The sequence below is a fragment of the Listeria floridensis FSL S10-1187 genome, assembly GCF_000525875.1.
Lineage (GTDB): Bacteria > Bacillota > Bacilli > Lactobacillales > Listeriaceae > Listeria > Listeria floridensis.
This window is the reverse complement of the sequence record NZ_AODF01000020.1, coordinates 13,281-30,431: the sequence shown is the minus strand read 5'-3', so window position 1 is coordinate 30,431 and position 17,151 is coordinate 13,281. Positions and strand designations below refer to the sequence as shown.

The window sequence follows — 17,151 nt, the reverse complement described above, 5'->3', positions numbered from 1 at the left end:
TTATGAGAAATAAAAAAAAGACAAACCAATGTTGTTCAAAAAAATGGCATTGCGCACGAGAAATTTAGTTCTATCCAAACAAGCATCCAGTTCATGCGAGTTAATGGGCAAAAAGTTAGAAGCATTTTGATCACATCTGCGAATAAAGGTGAAGGAAAAACATTTTTCTGTTCTAACTTTGCCCTTACATGTTCACAGTTTCAGCAAAAAACACTTGTTATTGATACAGACTTTTACTCGCCGAAAATGAGTCGTGAAAATCTTGCAACCGGTGCTGAAGGACTATCGAACGTACTAATTGGCGACGCAACCCTTGATGAAGCTGTGATGCCGCTAAATGAATATCTCGACTTTCTTCCGGTCGGCGTTATTCCGCCAAATCCACTTGAACTTATCAAAACACAAGGCCTTGAGGATCTTTTAAAAGAAGCGCTAGAAAAATATGAAATGGTTATTTTCGACTGTCCACCAGTCAATATCTTCACCGATGCTCGTGTTTTTGCTTCGCTATGCGACTTGGGAATTCTTGTTGTAAGCAGTGGAAAGACGACAGAAGATGACATTTTGACGGCTAAGAACTTCCTTGAAAAATCTGAAATCAAAGCTATTGGTACAGTTTTAAATAACGTGAAGTATAACGAGAAAAAATACGATTATTATGGGTATTGAGAGAGGGCTTGAGCAATGCGCGAAAAAATGCAGAATCTAAAATTTAGTAAAATAGGTATCATCTTGCTGTTTCTTGCGATGAGTATGATTCTGCCGATTTATCCGATTGCTATCATCCTCGTAGTCGGAATCGCGTTTCTTTACTTTATTCGCCAAGTTTCAATCGCAAAAATTAACTACGTCCTTTTCATTGTAGTAGTAATCAGCGGATTTTGGGGACCGTATTTAGCAGTTCCCGGCTATCCGAGCCTATTTTTATTTCGTTTTGCACTAATTTTGCATCTACTCTTGTTTTTATTTGAAAAAAAAGACTTAAAAAAATTAGATCGTGTAAAGCTTCCATTAATTTTGTTTGCTATTTGGATTATATACGCGATTGTGACCTTACTGTGGTCAGGGTCAATCTCGATGAGTTTAAACGCCATTTATTTTCAGTTTGAAAGCTTTTACCTAGTCTTTATGATGATTTATTATATTGATAGCTTTGCTAAATTAAAGCAGATTTTGATTTGGGTTTTAGGAACATACCTTCTTACAATAGGAATTGGTTTCTATGAAAATATAACTGGCAATCATTTAGCACAATCTGCAGGGAGTCAAAATGGATTTCTTGATACGCGTCCAACCGGCTTCATGGTAAATACAAATGATTATAGTTCTTATCTAACTTTTTACTTTTCACTGCTATCTGTATTTATGTTGCGTAATAAGAAACTTTTTGGAGCAGCACTTTGGGTGGCGGGGACAGTTGCACTATTTTATCTTATTGTTGAAACCAATTCCCGTTCAGGACTTGTGGCTTTTGTTATTATCGTGGTTCTTGTCCTCTATAAAGTGCTTAGTAAAAATTACTTTGCCGTTCTTGCTGTTGGCGCAACGCTTATTGGGAGTATCGTGTATGTAGTCTCAAAAAAAATGTCTGCCGGCAGTACAAGCAACGCAATCAGCTATTTCAGCGATAAACAAAATTCAACAGATGAGCGGATGTTCATGTACAATTTTGTTTGGAATCTAATTAAAGACAATCATTTTCTGGGAGTAGGCTCTGGGGTAACACCGAAATATATGTTTGTTGCACTCTTTGGAACAACGAATATTGACTTATCATCTAAGCAGACATTTGGCGCGCATAATTTCTGGCTGTCAAATCTGTCTGATGTTGGAATCTTAGGAATTATGCCTTTTGCGGCACTATTCATCTTCATGTCGTACTATTCGATTAAAATTTTCATTACCGAACGCAACATGCTAAGCCTTGTCCCTCTATGTATTTTAATTTCATTTGCCGCAAGTTCAATTGGAAGCAGCAGCATCTTTGAAATGCGCGTTGTTTGGATTGGTATGGGCTTTGCTTTGATGATTATCAATCTATTTTTGACTGGTAAAGTTCAGTCTGAAACGGCAAAGCGTGAAATAAAGTTAAAGCAGCACACAGCAAAACCGTCATCTGATTTGTAAGTAAGCAGTGGGGTGAAAAAGGAGAGATCATTTGCCTTGAAAAAAACTATTGGAGTATTAGGTACCTGTTTTAGTCGAAATTTCTTAAGTTCAAAACCATATTTCAATCCTGACTATAAATCTTTTTTTTGAAGTCAGCTTCACACAATTTCATTCATCGCTTATTGCACTTATAACAGAGTCAACCACAATTGACGTTACGCATTATGAAGATATCCCTGATGAAAAAAAACGTTTTGTTGTTGAAGACTTTGAAAAGATGATGTTTCACCAACTTGAGCAGTCTGTACCTGATTATTTAATTATTGATTTCTACTCGGATGCCTTAAAAAATGTGGGGTATCTAGATAAAGAAATAGCTATCACGATCTCACCAATCATCGAGCAAAGCCGAATTAAAGATGAGTTGACGTTTACCCGAATTCTTGATCACAGCGACAATGAAAAATACCTTTCTGAATGGAGAAAGGCCTTACAGGAGTTTAAAAAACGCATCCAGCCTTATTTCAATAACAATCAAATCATCATCAATTTCTGTGAACTGACAACAAAGTATTATGATGAAAATAAAAAAAGTCCAATCCTATCAAAACCTAGACCGAATTCATGCTTACAATGCGTTCTGGAACCAGCTAAACGAAGAGTTCCTAAAAGAATTTCCAGGTGCGCTTAAACTCGACATGTTAGAAAGCGGCTATATCGGCGATGCAGCATATCCCTTCGGCCACTCCGTATCTCACTACGAAACCGGCTATTATAAAGAGATGTTTGAGAAGGTCAAACAGCTGACCGAGTTCGCCTAACAAATTAATGCGCCTCCAGTCAAAATCCGGCTGGAGTTTTTTTATAAAAAAATTGTCGCAATTTGTGTGAAAAATTATTAATCATAATAAATCCCATGCAGTAATCTTTCTTATAATAAAGGAGAAAGGAAGTGGGAAACATGTATGTTGGGGTACATCAAACGGGTAGAAAAGTAGAGTTAAGTTGGGACGGCTACTGCTTTTCCTATCAAACTGATTTTGAAGAGGGCGGAGCCAAAAATTTAGCCTTGGCGAAACTAATGGCACAAGCGCACAGCTTTTCCAAAGAAGAATTAAAAGAAATTGATCATAAAGAAGGCTGGACGTGGCGAATTGTGCCACCGAGCGAACAAAAAATCTCTTGAGAAGCATGCTTCTCAAGAGATTTTTTTGTTCCTGAATTTACATGCCGTAACGACAAGATTTAAAAGTCTAGTCTTATTTTTTTTATATTTGCTAGTATAAAAAACGATAAAAACAATTCGATTTCATAATATATAATATATATTGTTGGCAAGGAAGAATAGTCAATAGGAGTTAAAATTTTCACATTTCGTTCAATAAACGTTCAAAATTTTATTCTTTTTGTTTTGCACAATGAGGCATTTTAGATAAAGCGGTCTGCTATACTATGAACTGTTCTTCAAAAGCGGTGCCTTTAAATATAGAAATAGGAGATGGGATAGTGACGAAGGAACTTAAAAAAAACTATGAAGCTGATCGTAGCAGAACTGCAGCGTAATAGCCTAGACAGTAAGTGGCTGCATCAAATTCCACTAGGTAGAAAAGAAGAATATGATACAAAGGATCCGACAAAAATTTACTTTATCGAACGAGGCAATTTGCTAGTTACGAAAACCTTAACCTCGGATGCGATACTCGATGTTCAAGGGATTAATAATAAAATCTATGAAATATTTACCGAAAATGATTTAGTTGCACTTGAAAATCTTAGTGATGAAAATACGAACTTAGCTTTTAAAATGGTGGCACTAGATAGATCAGAGATCATTTCTATTGATAAGGAATACTTACTCAATTATTGCACCAATAAACCTTCGTTCTTAGAAACAATTTTGAAATACACAACCGCGAAGACTTTGCAATATGAAGAAAAGAGTCTTGCGTTTTTAGGGTCAAGAGAACAGCGTTTAAGTTGGAGCATTGAAACACAAAGAAACAGTGAGTTGAATGAAGAGATTAATATGACCAATCGAATTTTAAGCAAACTTTCTAGGGTAGATGAAAGCTTTGTTAGTCGGAATATTGAAAAAATAAATTAATTTAATCCTGGAATAAAAGATCAAATCGATTGTAGGAGGGTTAACATGGAAGAAATTCAGTTAACGGAACTTGAAATCGAAGTTATCAAAAGAGTATTGAACAAAGATTTTCACACTAAAAATCTACAGCATAGAAATATGACGGAAGATTTAGAAGAGAGCGAATACACGCTCAATGATGTGCTTTACACGCTATACCGTTTAGAGGAAAGAGGGATTATTGAGCGAAGTTGTGATGCTGGAGAGAAGAAGACATATTTGGTTAGTGACAACTCAAATATTTCGAGTGTAATCTATTAAAACTTTTAGGAGGTGGTTACTATGTAGTGCAATCAGAAAGTTGGAAATTAGGTGAAAAATCAAAATGAAAAAGAGAGGTAGAATAATCAATGTCGAAGAAGAAAAATGGGGCAAAGCTCGTCAAAACTTTAGTGGCTGCATCTGTTCTTACTACAGCAGCTTTTAATCCTATTATGGTACAGGCTGTTGAAGCACAAAATAATGCAAGTATCCAAGCAGGAGCTTATAACCAAAGCGCAAGTTATAAAGAAGAAATGGCGAAATTGGAAAAATGGGCAAAAACACCAGAACAAAAAGAAATGGTGAAGCAAGTTAAGGAAGCTACAAAGTCAACAAAAGCAGTACCGCAAGAACGTGCAAGTTATGATACATCAATTACAAGTATTACTTCAACCGCAAAACCAGATAGAGACACTACTGAGTTTTCTTTGAAATTCACACCTAATGCTAATGCGAAAAATGCGTATGATGGTGTCGCATCCGGACACATTAACATTCCTCTAAGTGGACGTTTGAAAGGAAGTAACTTGATAATTCCTAATGGACCCGAGTTTATTAGTGACTATGAAAATGGGAACATCGGTCTGCGTGTCAACTTTACATTACCAGAAGGAACTAGTGCGAAAGAGCTCGTTAAAACTATTGACTGGCAAAAATCGAACGAAGGCATGGAGGGATATTACAATATTAGATGGTTGGGTATCCCACTTCCGTTTTTCCATTGTCGAATCGGAGCAACATGGGATAAAGAAACCATCCAATATGGTACTAAGTCCAATGAATTCTCTATGGCTCTTCGCTCAATTCGGAAATCAGAAGTAAGTACTGCTGAGTGGAATAAGTATGATCCATTAAGTACGTATGCAGCATTAACCGCAGCTGGTCTGCTACACTCGGGTACAGGTGAGGGTGAAGTAAATGGAAATCTATACTTCGACTATTCGAAGTACAAAGGTAATACAGATGATACTTCTAAGAATAAAGAATTGACTAGTGGAAAACTATCTCCTGCTAAAAATGGTGATTTCAAGATAAAAGCTCACTTTATTGATCGCTCAGGACTTATTGCAGGATCCGAAGGAAAGAAAAATCTAAGTAAGGCAATCATTGAGCCTGGAAAAGAACACATTAATCCATACGACAGTCAACATATTGCTAGTTGGGATAGCTATATTTCTCCTTGGGATACTGAACGAGAATATAATGTCAATTCTTACGATACTCCAGAAATTCCAGGAGTTGGAACTGTACTTCCGGGGGAATCAATCTTTGATAGAGACTTGACAATCAAGCCAGGAGATAACTTCAATGATTTTAGTGATAAGCGCTTTAATCGTGTAATTAACTACTTTGATAAAACAGATGTCACAAATGGTCACATTGGTGATATTGATGAAGTAAAAGTTAATCATTCTCCAAATCGAGTTCCAGAAAATGCTACAACACCAGTAAAATATACAGGGACTGTTGAATACTCTAATGGTGCTGTGCGAGAACTTCTTCCTGCAACTGTGAACGTAACAAACAATACGAAACCAGCAACAGAAGGAACAATTACTCCTGATACATTTACTATTGGTGATTCAAACATCACAGGTAAATACACTGGCGATGTGAAACGCTTGCGTCTATACATCAATGGCGTGTCTGTAGCATGGGGCGGCGATTTGAAAGATGGTAAATTTATTTTCTATGCAGCGAACCAAAAAATTACAACAAACGACAAAGTTACGATGAATGCTTATGACAAAGATGACAATCTTCTTCAAGAAAATGTACCAGTGAATCTAAAAGAAGCATCTGCTGCTGGAAGCATTGACCCGGCAATGTATACACCAGGAGACACAAACATTACAGGAACATACAAAGGTGATGTTGTGAAAGCAAAACTATTTGTAAATGGTAACTATATTTCTGCTGGCGGCGACTTTTCTAACGGCGTATTCACATATTATGCAGGCGGAAAAATTAAAGCAGGCGACAAAGCTTATCTTGTAGCAATGGATAAAACAGGTAAAGAATTAGATCGTAAGGATATCAAAATCAGTGTAAGCGCAACATCGGGTTCAATTAGCCCAGCAGCTTACAATGTAGGCGAAAATACAATTCGCGGTTCATACACAGGAAACGTAGCAAAAATGCGTCTACTTGTTAACGGGAAATCAATTTCATGGGGAGGAACACTTTCCAATGGAAGCTTCTCATACTACGTAAAACCAGGCACAATCAAAGCGGGCGATAACGTAACACTAGAAGCTTATGATCAAAATGATAAAAAACTAGACAGCAAACGTGTCCAAGTGAATGGCCAAGCGATATCTGGAACAATTGATTCTGCAACATACAAAATCGGAGAAACAACAATCAAAGGAACTTTCAGCGGCGACATTACAGTTGCTAAAGTTTACATCAACGGTATTGCTCAAGCTTGGGGCGGCGACTTCGGCGGTGGCGGATTCAGCTACTACGTTGGTAAAAATAAAATTAAAGCAGGCGACAATGTGACAATTGAAGGTTACAGCAAAGATACAAAACTGCTTGATACTAAGAAAGTAACAATTCTAAACTAATTTAGTTGTCTGGGTATTTGTGCCTGATGTGCAAATACCCAGATAATATCAAATGGAGGATTTCATATGAAGAAAACAGCATTAATTAGCTGCGTTATGGTTGTAGGGCTTCTCAGCGCTTGTTCACCCGCTGCATCAGAAAAAACAGAGACTATTAATCAAGGGGAAGATCAAACAAAACAAGTTGAAAAGCAAAATAAAACGACCAATGATTTGAATAAGCCAGTCGTTGTTAACGGCATTGAACTTGTAGTAAAACAAGAAGAAACAAAAGACGTAAAAAAAAGACGATCAAACAAATCGTTTATATAGCTTCAGTATTTCGGGGAAAAATATCAGCTCAACAAAGAAAGGACTAGGCTCTATTGATTTTCAAGTGAAAACAGCAAAGGGCAAAATAATCAAGGTAGATGATTCTTTAGCAACGTTTGGAAATGAGATCGATAAAGATAAAACAATTAAGGGAAAAGCATATTTTTCAGTAAATGCAAACGAAAAAGTCAGTGAAATTGAATATAAGCCGGTCGACGATGTGCTTGCGGCTTGGAAAATAAATAACAGTACAATGATCGGAGTGTCAAAATGAAAATTCTTACAGTAGGGTTAGGATACATTGGCTTGCCAACAGCGATTACTTTCGCGCTGCACGGACAAGAGGTAGTCGGTGTTGATAAAAATCAATATGTTGTTGAAACTTTAAATGACGGAAAAGTACACATTGAAGAACCGCTTTTACCAGAAGCGTTAGAAGAAGTATTGATACGGAAAAACTTTAAGGCGCAAATGAATATCGAGCCGGCTGATGTGTTCATTGTGGCAGTGCCAACGCCGAATTGTGATGACGAATATAAAGGGTGCGACCTTACGTATGTGGTAGATGCTGTGAAAAGTGTGGTGCCGCATTTGGAAACTGGCAATACGGTCATCATTGAGTCGACGATCAGTCCGCGGACTACAGAAGATGTCATTAAACCGATGATTGAAAAAGCGGGTTTTGAAGTGGGTAAAGATATTTTTTTAGTCCATTGTCCAGAACGTGTTTTGCCAGGGCAAGTGCTGCATGAACTCATCTTTAATAACCGCATCATCGGCGGAGTAACACCTGCTTGTACAGAAAAAGGAAAAGAAATCTATGATGTGTTCGTACAGGGAAAACTAATTGAAGCAACAGCCAGCGCGGCGGAGCTTTCTAAACTTATGGAAAATACTTATCGTGATGTAAACATCGCCTTAGCAAATGAACTAGTGCAAATTGGTGCAAAGCTGGATATTGATGCGCTTGAAGTAATTGATATGGCCAATCAGCATCCGCGTGTAAATATTCATCAGCCGGGTCCTGGAGTTGGCGGACATTGCCTTGCTGTTGATCCATACTTTATTGTCGCAAAAGCTCCAGAAGAAGCACAGCTGATTCAGCGTGCGCGTAAAGTGAACAGTCAAATGCCGAATTTTATTGTGGAACAAGCAGCTAAAATCTTGGAAGAACATGATGGGAAAATCATTACAGTGCTTGGTCTTGCATATAAAGGAAACATTGATGATATGCGAGAAAGCCCAGCAATTCCGATCGTTAATCAGTTGCGAAGCATGAGCGGCTATGAAGTCAGAACTTACGATCCACATGTGGCGGAAGCAGATACGGATACGCTTTTAGAAGCACTCGAAGATAGTGATATGGCACTTGTTTTATGCGATCATGATGAATTTAAAACATTGCCAGAAGAAGCTGTTGATGTCATGAAGAATCGTGTTTTGTTTGATACGAAAAATTGTGTGGTTTCAGATGCTCCATTTAAAGAGCATTATACTCTTGGCAATATTTCAGCCTTGAAAAACGTTGAACGGGTTTGATAGTTGCCGAATCTAGGAGAATGTCATGAATGAACAAATAAATTTCAAAAAAAACAATCCTTGTTTTTAAGAAAAATAGCGGGTGGATTTTGGCTATCGTTGGCATCACGGTGCTTTGCATGTTTATCTATCTGAACTTTATTGCCACGCCTATTTATCAAAAAAAACACCCAAATACTCGTCAACCAGTCAGACAGAACTCCCAAAAGCAGCAGCGTCGATTCGCAAACCGTTCAAGCAGATTTACAGCTCGTTAATACTTACAGCACAATCATCACAAGTCCGCGAATCTTAAATAAAGTGCAACAAAATATTGGGGGAAAATACAACATTCAAGAACTTGCGGAAATGATCCAAGTAAAGAATACCGCGAATTCACAAGTTATTGATATCAGCGTACAAAATCCTGATCCAAAAGTAGCCGCTGAAATTACAAATGCAACGGCCAGAATGTTTAAACAAGAAATACCGAATATTATGAAAATAAATAATGTGACGACCTTATCGGAAGCGCAATTTACGGGGACCGAAGCTCCCGTTAAACCGCAAAAAGCTTTAATGATGATTCTTGCTTTTTTCATTGGTGTTCTTTTCGCTTTTTGCTTTGTTTTCATTAAATTACTGCTTGATCGTACTTTTACTTCAAAAGAAGAAGTCGAAGAATTTTTAGGGCTACATGTACTTGGCGAAGTGAGTGTGTTTCAAGATGGCGATCCATTTCGAATAAAGATGCAAAAGGAGAATGAATAGTGATGCTGCACACGAAAAAAAGCGCTAAAGATAAAGCGCATGAGTATAATTCCTCCATTAGCGAACAGTTTAAATTAATCCGAACGGGGATTGATTTTTCAGGAATCGACGAAAACAAACAAGTGATTTTAATCACATCACCGGAAAGCGGAACAGGAAAATCGACGATTGCTTCTCATTTGGCAGTTGCTTATGCGGAGAAGGGTGCGCGCACGCTGTTGATTGATGCGGATATGCGCAAACCAACCTTGCATAAACGTTTTTCGAAAAAGATGCTTACCGGCCTATCCAGTGTCATAACAGGTGAAGATACACTAGAAGACAGTCTGCAAAAGGTAACGATGAGTACCTGCATGCTATCAATTTTGACAAGCGGACCGATTCCTCCAAACCCAAATGATTTGCTTTCTTCCAAAAAAATGGCGGAATTAATTGAGCGGTTAAGAGAGTCATTTGACAAGATTATTATTGATACGCCGCCTGTTACCATCGTTTCTGACGCTCTTGTGCTGTCGGAACGAACAGACGGAACGGTGCTTGTTTGCCGCCACCACAAGACGCTTAAGGAAAAAGCCAAAGATGCGGTCAGCCAGCTGCAGCTTGCGCGAGCAAATTTGATCGGCGTCATTTTTAACGGGACAAAAAATGCCGAAAACTATTATTACTAAGGAGTGCTAGAGATGGGACAAAGTAAAGTCAATCAAACTTTACAAACGGAAGAAATCAGCTATGTGAAGTGGAAAGTGCATGCTGATCGGATGCTGAGCTTGATTGCAATTTTGCTGCTCAGTCCGCTTCTTATCTTGATCGCGGTAGCGGTGAAGCTATCAGATATACATGCACCGGTGATTTTCAAACAGCAGCGTGTCGGGAAAAAAGGCGAAAAGTTTTACATGTATAAGTTTCGGACGATGCGGCCGAACGCAGAAGCTGAACTCGAAAAATATTTGAAACAAAACGAAATTGAAGGCGCGATGTTTAAGATGAAAAAAGATCCTCGCGTTACGAGGATTGGGAAACTGCTTCGAAAAACGAGCCTTGATGAGCTGCCGCAGCTTTACAACGTGTTGAAAGGCGACATGAGCCTTGTTGGCCCAAGACCGCCGCTGCCACGCGAAGTTGCTGTTTACACACCTTATGACGAACAGCGTTTGCTCGTAACACCGGGATGCACTGGATTATGGCAAGTAAGCGGTCGTAATGAACTGAGTTTCGATCAAATGGTTGAACTGGATTTACATTACATCGAACATCTATCTTTAAAACTTGATTTCAAGATTCTCTGCAAAACGGTGCTCGTGCTTTTGTTTCCTAAAGGAGCGTATTAAAACATGGTGGAAAATAAACGGATTCATCTGCTCGGCAGTGTGCTTGACGTCTTGTCGATGGAAGAGACACTTTCGCGAGTAGAAGAGCTGATAGAAGCAGGGCAGCCGAGTCAGCATGTTGTCATCAATGCCAGCAAAATCAATTTGATGGCAGAAAACGAAGAACTGCAAAAGATTGTGAACGCAAGTCCGCTTGTAAATGCAGATGGGCAATCGGTGGTGTGGGCCGCGCAGTTTCTTGGATATGACGTTAAAGAACGCGTAACTGGAATCGACTTGTTTGAAAATTTAGTAGCGAAAGCAGCTGAAAAAGGCTGGAAACCCTACTACTTTGGCGCAACAGAAGAAGCCGTTCGTGAAGTGGTGCGTATCCATCAAGAAAAATATCCATCCCTTAAGGTTGCTGGCTTTCGGAACGGTTATTTCGAGGACGTTGAGTCAGAACAAATTGCTCACGAAATTAAAGAAAGCCAAGCGGATATCGTATTTGTCGCTTTTTCCAGCCCCAAAAAAGAAGTTTGGGTGAATGCGCATAAAGAGCTGATGCAAGTGCCGTTTGTGATGGGTGTTGGTGGCAGTTTCGACGTGATTGCCGGAAAAACGAAACGGGCTCCGAAATGGATGCAAAAGACCGGGCTCGAGTGGTTTTACCGCTTAGTACAGGAACCGCGTCGGATGTTCAAACGCTATGCGGTGGGGAATTTCCGTTTTGTGAAACACGTCCTCACCGCGAAAAGAAATCAAAAACGGAGCGAGTAAAAATGAAGACAATCCCAGTTAATATTCGTCTATTTATCGGGCTGAGTGCGGCTTTTCCGCTGGTCGATTTTATCAATGGCTTCTTGCTCACTTCAGGCTTTCAAATTCCAGTCGGGATAGCGTATCGTTTTTTCTTCTTCCTTTTTTTAGTCAGCATGATTTTACTGGGGAAAATAGAAAAAAACAGTTTTACGTTCGTCACCTTTGGATTTATCATTGGAAATTTGTTCCTCTTTCTTTTCCAAAGCATTTTACTTCAAAATCCGCTATCTTGGATCATCGCAGATTTATCCGTGTTCGTGAAGTATTTTTTATGGGCTTTGATTCCTTATTATATTTATCAACGAAAAGAAGTGTTTCAAAAGCTCAACTATGAAAAAATCTTCATCGTCATCAGCCTGCTGTTCACCGTTTTGCTGTTGATCCCATACGGACTTGGCGTAGGACATCAAACCTATGACAATTCTGATGCAGGCTACAAAGGTTTCTTTTTTGCTAATAATGATACTAGCTTTGCGTTCATTGTCTCCATTACCTTTACTGCACAAGCGCTGACCAAACAATTTCAATCCAAGTGGAACTTCCGTTTGCTACTTTTTCTTATGCTATATGCAGGAAATTTTCTCTGCCTTTTGCTCGTTGGGACAAAAACCGGAATTCTCTATGGTGCCGCACTCAGCATCTTCGTCTTGCTTCATCTGCTGTTTCGAGCGCATTATCAATCACTGATGCAAAAAATCTTTTGTTTGGCTGATGAGTTTCTTTTTAATAGCGTGGGCGGTGCTTCGCGGAATTTCCTATGCACTCCAAATGGTATCCGGAACCTTTGATCGAATCGCTTATTTCTATCGCATTTATGACGGTAATCTTGTAAGACTGCTCTCAAGTTCAAGAAGTGATTTCTTTCAAGGCGGACTTGAGTATTTCTTAAACAGCCCCCATCCGGCCTTTACCTTGCTGTTTGGACAAGGTTTTGAGTATCGGCTCGAACACTTTGGACGGCTTGGTTTAATCGAAATGGACTTGTTCGATGCCTTCTTCGCACTTGGTTTTCTTGGTGTCCTTTTCTTACTAATTCTGCTTGGCTATTACGCCGCTATGGCACTGAAAAAAAAATAATCGCTCCCTATATAGCTATCTGTTTATCGTAATTCTCTTATACAGTTTTTTCGCTGGACATGTCTTGTTCTCCGCATTGTCATCCACATTTCTCGGACTTGTCGCTGGCGGAATACTCTTAACAAAGAAAGATTGAGGTACATTTATTTTGAAACAACTACTAATTCGTTTCGGCCAATTCTCCATTGGTTCACTTGGTGCAGCTTTACTTAATTTGATATTAATCCCCGTCACTACTTATTTTCTAACACCAGCAGAATACGGAAAAACGAGCATGTTCCTACTTGCGCAAACCTTCTTGATCTACATTATTTACCTAGGTTTTGACCAAGCATTCACAAGAGAATTTCACAGTTATGCCGACAAGCCGCGTTTATTTGTGCAAGCCATGTTTGTTCCCTTGCTTTCATCCGCCGGGCTCATCATCGCGATGTGTTTATTTGCTTCCACACTCTCCGATTGGCTGTTTGCAAGCCCAAACTACCAAAATGCGATCTATCTGTTGGCATTTTCATCAATTTTGTTAATTTTTGAACGTTTCATTTTGCTGTTTATCCGAATGGAAAACCGTGCGCTCACATTCTCAGTCGCCAACATTTGGATCAAATTTTCAATTTTATTTGGCGTCATCATTGCGCTTTTTTTATCCGAGCCGACTTTCATCACCGTCATCTACGGCATGTTGCTCGGCCAAATGGCAGGAGACGTCGTGCTAATCCTATCGAATCTCACTCTTTTTAAAAACTTCCGCCAAGCAATTGACCGGGCGTTAATTGTCCGCTTGGCGAAATTTGGTTTGCCAGTCGTCATCGGAACCTTCATTTATAGCTTATTTATCATCCTCGACAAACTATTTCTGCGTTATTTTGCTGATTTTCACGAACTTGGCATTTATACCGCCGCATTCAAAATTGCAAGTGCGCTGATGGTGCTTCAAGTCAGCTTTTCAAACTTCTGGGTTCCAACTGCTTATGAATGGTATGAACAGAAAAAACCGATAGAGGCATACAAAAAAGTAAGCGACGCCGTCATGTTCACCATCGCATTCTCGTTTCTTCTCATGCTTTTCTTTAAGGAATGGATTGTCGTGATACTTTCTCCGGCTTACAGCGAAGCACAGTATATCTTTCCGTTTCTTTGTTTTTATCCGCTGATGATGACCGTGAGTGAGACTACCACATTAGGCATCGTTTTTTTTAAAGAAAAGTGTGCTGAACATTTATGTGTCACTAATCGCATTGCTCGTTTCAATCCTATTGAACTTTTTACTTGTCCCTCTATATGGTGCTGTAGGAGCTGCGATTGCAACAGGGACAGCATATATTGCCTTTTTCTTCGCCCGCACTTTCTTCTCGATGCGAATTTGGGAAGGTTTTTCCGTCAAACGCCATATGATCGTGACCAGTCAGCTGTATGCTTTAACCCTTTATAGCGTAGTTCTTCGAGATACTTGGTTTGAAAAAGCACTGATTTTGGGGATGCTTGTTCTCTTGATTGTGCTTTACCAAGGAGAGCTGCGGCAAATTCTCAGTTTATGGAAAAAGAAAGGATCTAAAAGTCAATGAATATTTTGATGGTGGGGCCCGATTCCCACGCGAAAGGCGGTATCGCAACCGTCATCGCTAATTTTGAACAACATTTTTCAAGTGAAGAACATCAACTTTTCTTCCTCAGTTCGTGGTCAGAAGAAAACAAATATCAAACTGAGTGGCAGGCTTTTTGCTCAATCAGACGAATTATCCGAGAAAAAAACATTGACATTGTCCATTTTCACGTCGCGCAAAAAGGTAGCTTTTTTAGAAAAGCATTGCTAAGTAAGATGGTGCCTAAGCATTGCCGCATCATCTTTCATATGCATGCATCTCAGTTTGATATCTTTTATAAAAAATCTAGCCGATTTGTACAAGCTCTGATTAGACGTACTTTCAATCGGATTGACCATCTGGTCGTGCTAGGCGAAAATTGGGCGGCGTTTTATGAAACACTGACGGATACAAAAATTTCAATCGTTCAAAATGCCGTACAAGTTCCGGAAAGTCCATCTTATGATGATAAGTCCCAAACAATTGTGACGTTTGGACGGATTGGCGAGCGAAAGGGTAGCTACGATCTGCTTCAAGTTGCGGCGCGGATTGAACCGCTTTTTCCTGAGGTAAGGTTTGTGCTTTACGGAGACGGTGAAGTGGAGCAAATCGGCGATCAGATTCGCTCGATGGGGCTGCAAAATGTCGATCTTGGCGGCTGGCTCTCCAAAGAAGAACAAGCTGAGATTTTTAAAAAGACGCTGCTGCATTTTTTGCCTTCCTATCACGAAGGGCTGCCAATGGCTATCTTAGAAACGATGGCGGTCGGGATTCCTAATTTGACAACAAATGTAGGAGATATTCCAGAATTGATTGCGGATGGTGTAAACGGTATTGTGACGGCCCCAGGCGATGTGGATAGAATGGCAGATGAATTAGCTTGTTTTATTCGAAATGATAATAATCGACGGAGCAAATATTCACAAAATGCCTATCAAACCATCGCAAATGAATTTTCGATTGCTGCTTATTTAGTTCGCTGGGAAGAAATTTACCAGAGCATATAAATAAAAACTTAAGCCTGATTGAAAGGCTTAAGTTTTTTGATGTTTCGCTGATTAATCTCGCGTACAGCATTTTCGACACGCTTTATTTCGCCAAGAATAGGTGGGTCGGTATAAACAAATACATTCCGATCGCTAAATTCTGGCAGCTCAACGTCGCTTAGAATTAAATCACAATTCTTTGGCGGTTCATGACCAGTGAAGACCTTTATGTGAAAAGGCGAGTACTTTTTGACAAGGTTTTCAATTCGCTTCACTTTGTTGCTATAACTGGAGTGAGTAACCCAAATAATGATTTGTGGATCAAAAGTAGCTAAATTTTTGTGGCATTCAAGAATATAAGTTAGCTGTAAAAAAAAGAAAATCTTTCGCGGCAGTAAATGCTTGGTAAGCGGGTTCAAGTGATAACTCGGTTAAAGCGCGATCGAGAATTTGACTATATACAGGAAAACGATTTTTATAATAGATTACTTTTCCAGACATATACATTTCACGCGCGATGTTCCCCATATAATGGGTGTGGTCTCCGATCACGAATAATGAATAAAGAACTTGATCGTTTTCTGATAAATCTATTCCGAATTCCGTATAAAAGAGTTCGAGCACTCGATTTGAAAAAGCAGTTTCTTCAGGATTATCATCGCGGTAGCTCTGAATAATTTTTTTTTACTTGCACAGGTTTAAGTGACCGCCAAATGTTGATACAGATCATTTTATAGAGATACTGTGCCTCAGTTTGGATAATAGTAGAAGAAGCAAAGGTTTCAGAAATAACATCCTGAATAATTGAAGCGAGTTTCGGAAATAGTATGTCATTAGGAGTTGCTTCAGAAGATATGGAGTAACCTTGCTCGAAGCGCAGCTTTGTGATCGTTACTAAGAAAGAGTGCCGCAGCTGTTCAGTGTAGGAGAAAGAAATATTCAATTCCTCGCTCAGAAAATCGCGCTGCTTGGCAAAATAACGCCCGTCTTTGTATGTGCTAAACGGCCATTCAATCCCGCCGTAGCATTCCCATAAAAAAGAATACAAAAAATAGCGAATGTTCTTTTCTTCCCCTTTAAATTCCATTTTGGCATAGTCAAAGACAATATCATAATCACTCAAAAAAGCTTTGCATTCTTGAATTAATTTATAAAAATGCGATTTACTAATATAATTATCTTCGCAAAATGCCGCTAACGAGGAGTGTTTTTTGAAAGTAATCGAGTCAATAAATTTGAAAGGAACAGATTCTTTAAGCAACAACAGCCGAATCCGGTTAAAGCTTACAGAAGGCGCTTTGTCTAAGTAACTGCCTTTAAACGATTTTATTAAACGAACATCTTCTTTAAGGGGCTCGAGTAGCTGTGAGATGAGTTGTAAATTAGACTGGATGGTGGGGCGGGAAAGAGGGAGTTTGGCTGCAAGTTCATCCAAAGTCCAATAACGATTTTCAGAATACAAAATAGTTAACATTTCGAACAATAAACGCTGTTTTCTGCTAAACAAGAAATCCATAACATTCGCTCCTTTTATACAAAAATCTCCTTTTTCTAGTTGCGAATTTGAGTGCTTCTATTCTAACAGAAAGCCGCCATTGTTGACTATTAAAATGACGGCTTAGTAGTATTCAAATAAGTGTACGTTCAGAGGAAGTTCCTTGTAACTAGCAGATAAATTTGCTACAACTGTTT

General features: G+C 39.1%; 21 protein-coding genes. 19 read left to right on the top strand and 2 right to left on the bottom strand.

Annotation, left to right across the window (positions count from 1 at the left end; all coding sequences use genetic code 11):
• Positions 1-9 precede the first annotated feature (9 nt).
• From MFLO_RS08515 to MFLO_RS08440, 19 genes are all read left to right on the top strand, one after another.
• Positions 10-669, top strand: coding sequence for a CpsD/CapB family tyrosine-protein kinase (locus MFLO_RS08515; protein ID WP_338151514.1), 660 nt, complete (start codon positions 10-12; stop codon positions 667-669).
• Between the two features lie 15 nt (positions 670-684).
• Positions 685-2,127 carry an O-antigen ligase family protein gene (locus MFLO_RS08510; protein ID WP_036097507.1) on the top strand — a complete coding sequence of 481 codons (1,443 nt, stop codon included), beginning with the start codon at positions 685-687 and terminating at the stop codon, positions 2,125-2,127.
• Positions 2,128-2,227: 100 nt separating this feature from the next.
• Positions 2,228-2,800 (top strand): DUF6270 domain-containing protein, encoded by a 573-nt coding sequence (locus MFLO_RS14675; protein ID WP_420912526.1) that lies wholly within the window; start codon positions 2,228-2,230, stop codon positions 2,798-2,800.
• 7 nt (positions 2,801-2,807) lie between these two features.
• On the top strand, positions 2,808-2,930 hold the full coding sequence (locus MFLO_RS16830) for a hypothetical protein (protein WP_277619778.1): 123 nt from the start codon (positions 2,808-2,810) through the stop codon (positions 2,928-2,930).
• A 131-nt stretch (positions 2,931-3,061) separates the two neighbouring features.
• Positions 3,062-3,295: a hypothetical protein gene (locus MFLO_RS08500; protein ID WP_162148150.1), complete on the top strand. Its 234-nt coding sequence runs from the start codon at positions 3,062-3,064 to the stop codon at positions 3,293-3,295.
• Between the two features lie 345 nt (positions 3,296-3,640).
• Entirely contained in the window at positions 3,641-4,213 is a 573-nt protein-coding gene (locus tag MFLO_RS08495; RefSeq protein ID WP_036097503.1) for a cyclic nucleotide-binding domain-containing protein, read from the top strand.
• A gap of 45 nt (positions 4,214-4,258) precedes the next feature.
• Positions 4,259-4,513 (top strand): DUF3116 family protein, encoded by a 255-nt coding sequence (locus MFLO_RS08490; protein WP_036097502.1) that lies wholly within the window; start codon positions 4,259-4,261, stop codon positions 4,511-4,513.
• A gap of 89 nt (positions 4,514-4,602) precedes the next feature.
• Complete coding sequence (locus tag MFLO_RS14670; protein WP_051993567.1) at positions 4,603-7,083, top strand: immunoglobulin-like domain-containing protein; 2,481 nt, start codon at positions 4,603-4,605, stop codon at positions 7,081-7,083.
• Positions 7,084-7,149: 66 nt separating this feature from the next.
• Positions 7,150-7,395 (top strand): hypothetical protein, encoded by a 246-nt coding sequence (locus MFLO_RS14665; protein WP_051993566.1) that lies wholly within the window; start codon positions 7,150-7,152, stop codon positions 7,393-7,395.
• A gap of 64 nt (positions 7,396-7,459) precedes the next feature.
• The gene (locus MFLO_RS14660) at positions 7,460-7,669 is read left to right on the top strand and encodes a hypothetical protein (RefSeq protein WP_051993565.1); all 210 of its coding nucleotides are present in this window, start codon (positions 7,460-7,462) and stop codon (positions 7,667-7,669) included.
• Positions 7,666-8,934, top strand: a complete 1,269-nt coding sequence (locus MFLO_RS08475) for a nucleotide sugar dehydrogenase (protein WP_036097500.1) — start codon at positions 7,666-7,668, stop codon at positions 8,932-8,934. Before MFLO_RS14660 ends, MFLO_RS08475 begins: the two co-directional genes overlap by 4 nt.
• A 141-nt stretch (positions 8,935-9,075) precedes the next feature.
• A complete protein-coding gene (locus tag MFLO_RS08470; protein ID WP_241433595.1) occupies positions 9,076-9,684 on the top strand; it encodes a YveK family protein in 609 nt (202 codons plus the stop codon).
• Between the two features lie 2 nt (positions 9,685-9,686).
• A complete protein-coding gene (locus MFLO_RS08465) occupies positions 9,687-10,352 on the top strand; it encodes a CpsD/CapB family tyrosine-protein kinase (protein WP_036097499.1) in 666 nt (221 codons plus the stop codon).
• A gap of 12 nt (positions 10,353-10,364) precedes the next feature.
• Entirely contained in the window at positions 10,365-11,012 is a 648-nt protein-coding gene (locus tag MFLO_RS08460; protein ID WP_036097498.1) for a sugar transferase, read from the top strand.
• A gap of 3 nt (positions 11,013-11,015) precedes the next feature.
• Positions 11,016-11,771, top strand: a complete 756-nt coding sequence (locus MFLO_RS08455) for a WecB/TagA/CpsF family glycosyltransferase (RefSeq protein WP_036097496.1) — start codon at positions 11,016-11,018, stop codon at positions 11,769-11,771.
• A 2-nt stretch (positions 11,772-11,773) separates the two neighbouring features.
• Positions 11,774-12,601 (top strand): O-antigen ligase family protein, encoded by an 828-nt coding sequence (locus tag MFLO_RS08450; RefSeq protein ID WP_206538325.1) that lies wholly within the window; start codon positions 11,774-11,776, stop codon positions 12,599-12,601.
• Positions 12,552-12,890, top strand: coding sequence for a hypothetical protein (locus MFLO_RS16015; RefSeq protein ID WP_206538324.1), 339 nt, complete (start codon positions 12,552-12,554; stop codon positions 12,888-12,890). Before MFLO_RS08450 ends, MFLO_RS16015 begins: the two co-directional genes overlap by 50 nt.
• A gap of 148 nt (positions 12,891-13,038) precedes the next feature.
• Entirely contained in the window at positions 13,039-14,322 is a 1,284-nt protein-coding gene (locus MFLO_RS17330; protein ID WP_479481400.1) for a lipopolysaccharide biosynthesis protein, read from the top strand.
• Between the two features lie 129 nt (positions 14,323-14,451).
• Positions 14,452-15,480 carry a glycosyltransferase family 4 protein gene (locus MFLO_RS08440; protein WP_036097495.1) on the top strand — a complete coding sequence of 343 codons (1,029 nt, stop codon included), beginning with the start codon at positions 14,452-14,454 and terminating at the stop codon, positions 15,478-15,480.
• A 327-nt stretch (positions 15,481-15,807) separates the two neighbouring features.
• Here MFLO_RS08440 and MFLO_RS16010 read toward each other — a convergent pair whose 3' ends face one another.
• Together MFLO_RS16010 and MFLO_RS08430 are read right to left on the bottom strand one after the other, a co-directional pair.
• Positions 15,808-15,987: a hypothetical protein gene (locus tag MFLO_RS16010; protein ID WP_206538323.1), complete on the bottom strand. Its 180-nt coding sequence runs from the start codon at positions 15,985-15,987 to the stop codon at positions 15,808-15,810.
• A gap of 127 nt (positions 15,988-16,114) precedes the next feature.
• Positions 16,115-16,975 carry an AcpB/EbpR/MafR family transcriptional regulator gene (locus MFLO_RS08430; RefSeq protein ID WP_036097493.1) on the bottom strand — a complete coding sequence of 287 codons (861 nt, stop codon included), beginning with the start codon at positions 16,973-16,975 and terminating at the stop codon, positions 16,115-16,117.
• Between the last annotated feature and the right edge of the window lie 176 nt (positions 16,976-17,151).

Excerpts from the sequence above, each read along its gene's own strand:
- MFLO_RS08510 (WP_036097507.1), top strand. The coding sequence starts at position 685 with ATGCGCGAAAAAATGCAGAATCTAAAATTTAGTAAAATAGGTATCATC.
- MFLO_RS16830 (WP_277619778.1), top strand. The coding sequence starts at position 2,808 with ATGTTAGAAAGCGGCTATATCGGCGATGCAGCATATCCCTTCGGCCAC.
- MFLO_RS08495 (WP_036097503.1), top strand. The coding sequence starts at position 3,641 with ATGAAGCTGATCGTAGCAGAACTGCAGCGTAATAGCCTAGACAGTAAG.
- MFLO_RS08490 (WP_036097502.1), top strand. The coding sequence starts at position 4,259 with ATGGAAGAAATTCAGTTAACGGAACTTGAAATCGAAGTTATCAAAAGA.
- MFLO_RS14670 (WP_051993567.1), top strand. The coding sequence starts at position 4,603 with ATGTCGAAGAAGAAAAATGGGGCAAAGCTCGTCAAAACTTTAGTGGCT.
- MFLO_RS14665 (WP_051993566.1), top strand. The coding sequence starts at position 7,150 with ATGAAGAAAACAGCATTAATTAGCTGCGTTATGGTTGTAGGGCTTCTC.
- MFLO_RS08475 (WP_036097500.1), top strand. The coding sequence starts at position 7,666 with ATGAAAATTCTTACAGTAGGGTTAGGATACATTGGCTTGCCAACAGCG.
- MFLO_RS08465 (WP_036097499.1), top strand. The coding sequence starts at position 9,687 with ATGCTGCACACGAAAAAAAGCGCTAAAGATAAAGCGCATGAGTATAAT.
- MFLO_RS08460 (WP_036097498.1), top strand. The coding sequence starts at position 10,365 with ATGGGACAAAGTAAAGTCAATCAAACTTTACAAACGGAAGAAATCAGC.
- MFLO_RS08455 (WP_036097496.1), top strand. The coding sequence starts at position 11,016 with ATGGTGGAAAATAAACGGATTCATCTGCTCGGCAGTGTGCTTGACGTC.
- MFLO_RS08450 (WP_206538325.1), top strand. The coding sequence starts at position 11,774 with ATGAAGACAATCCCAGTTAATATTCGTCTATTTATCGGGCTGAGTGCG.
- MFLO_RS08440 (WP_036097495.1), top strand. The coding sequence starts at position 14,452 with ATGAATATTTTGATGGTGGGGCCCGATTCCCACGCGAAAGGCGGTATC.
- MFLO_RS16010 (WP_206538323.1), bottom strand. The coding sequence starts at position 15,987 with ATGGGGAACATCGCGCGTGAAATGTATATGTCTGGAAAAGTAATCTAT.
- MFLO_RS08430 (WP_036097493.1), bottom strand. The coding sequence starts at position 16,975 with ATGGATTTCTTGTTTAGCAGAAAACAGCGTTTATTGTTCGAAATGTTA.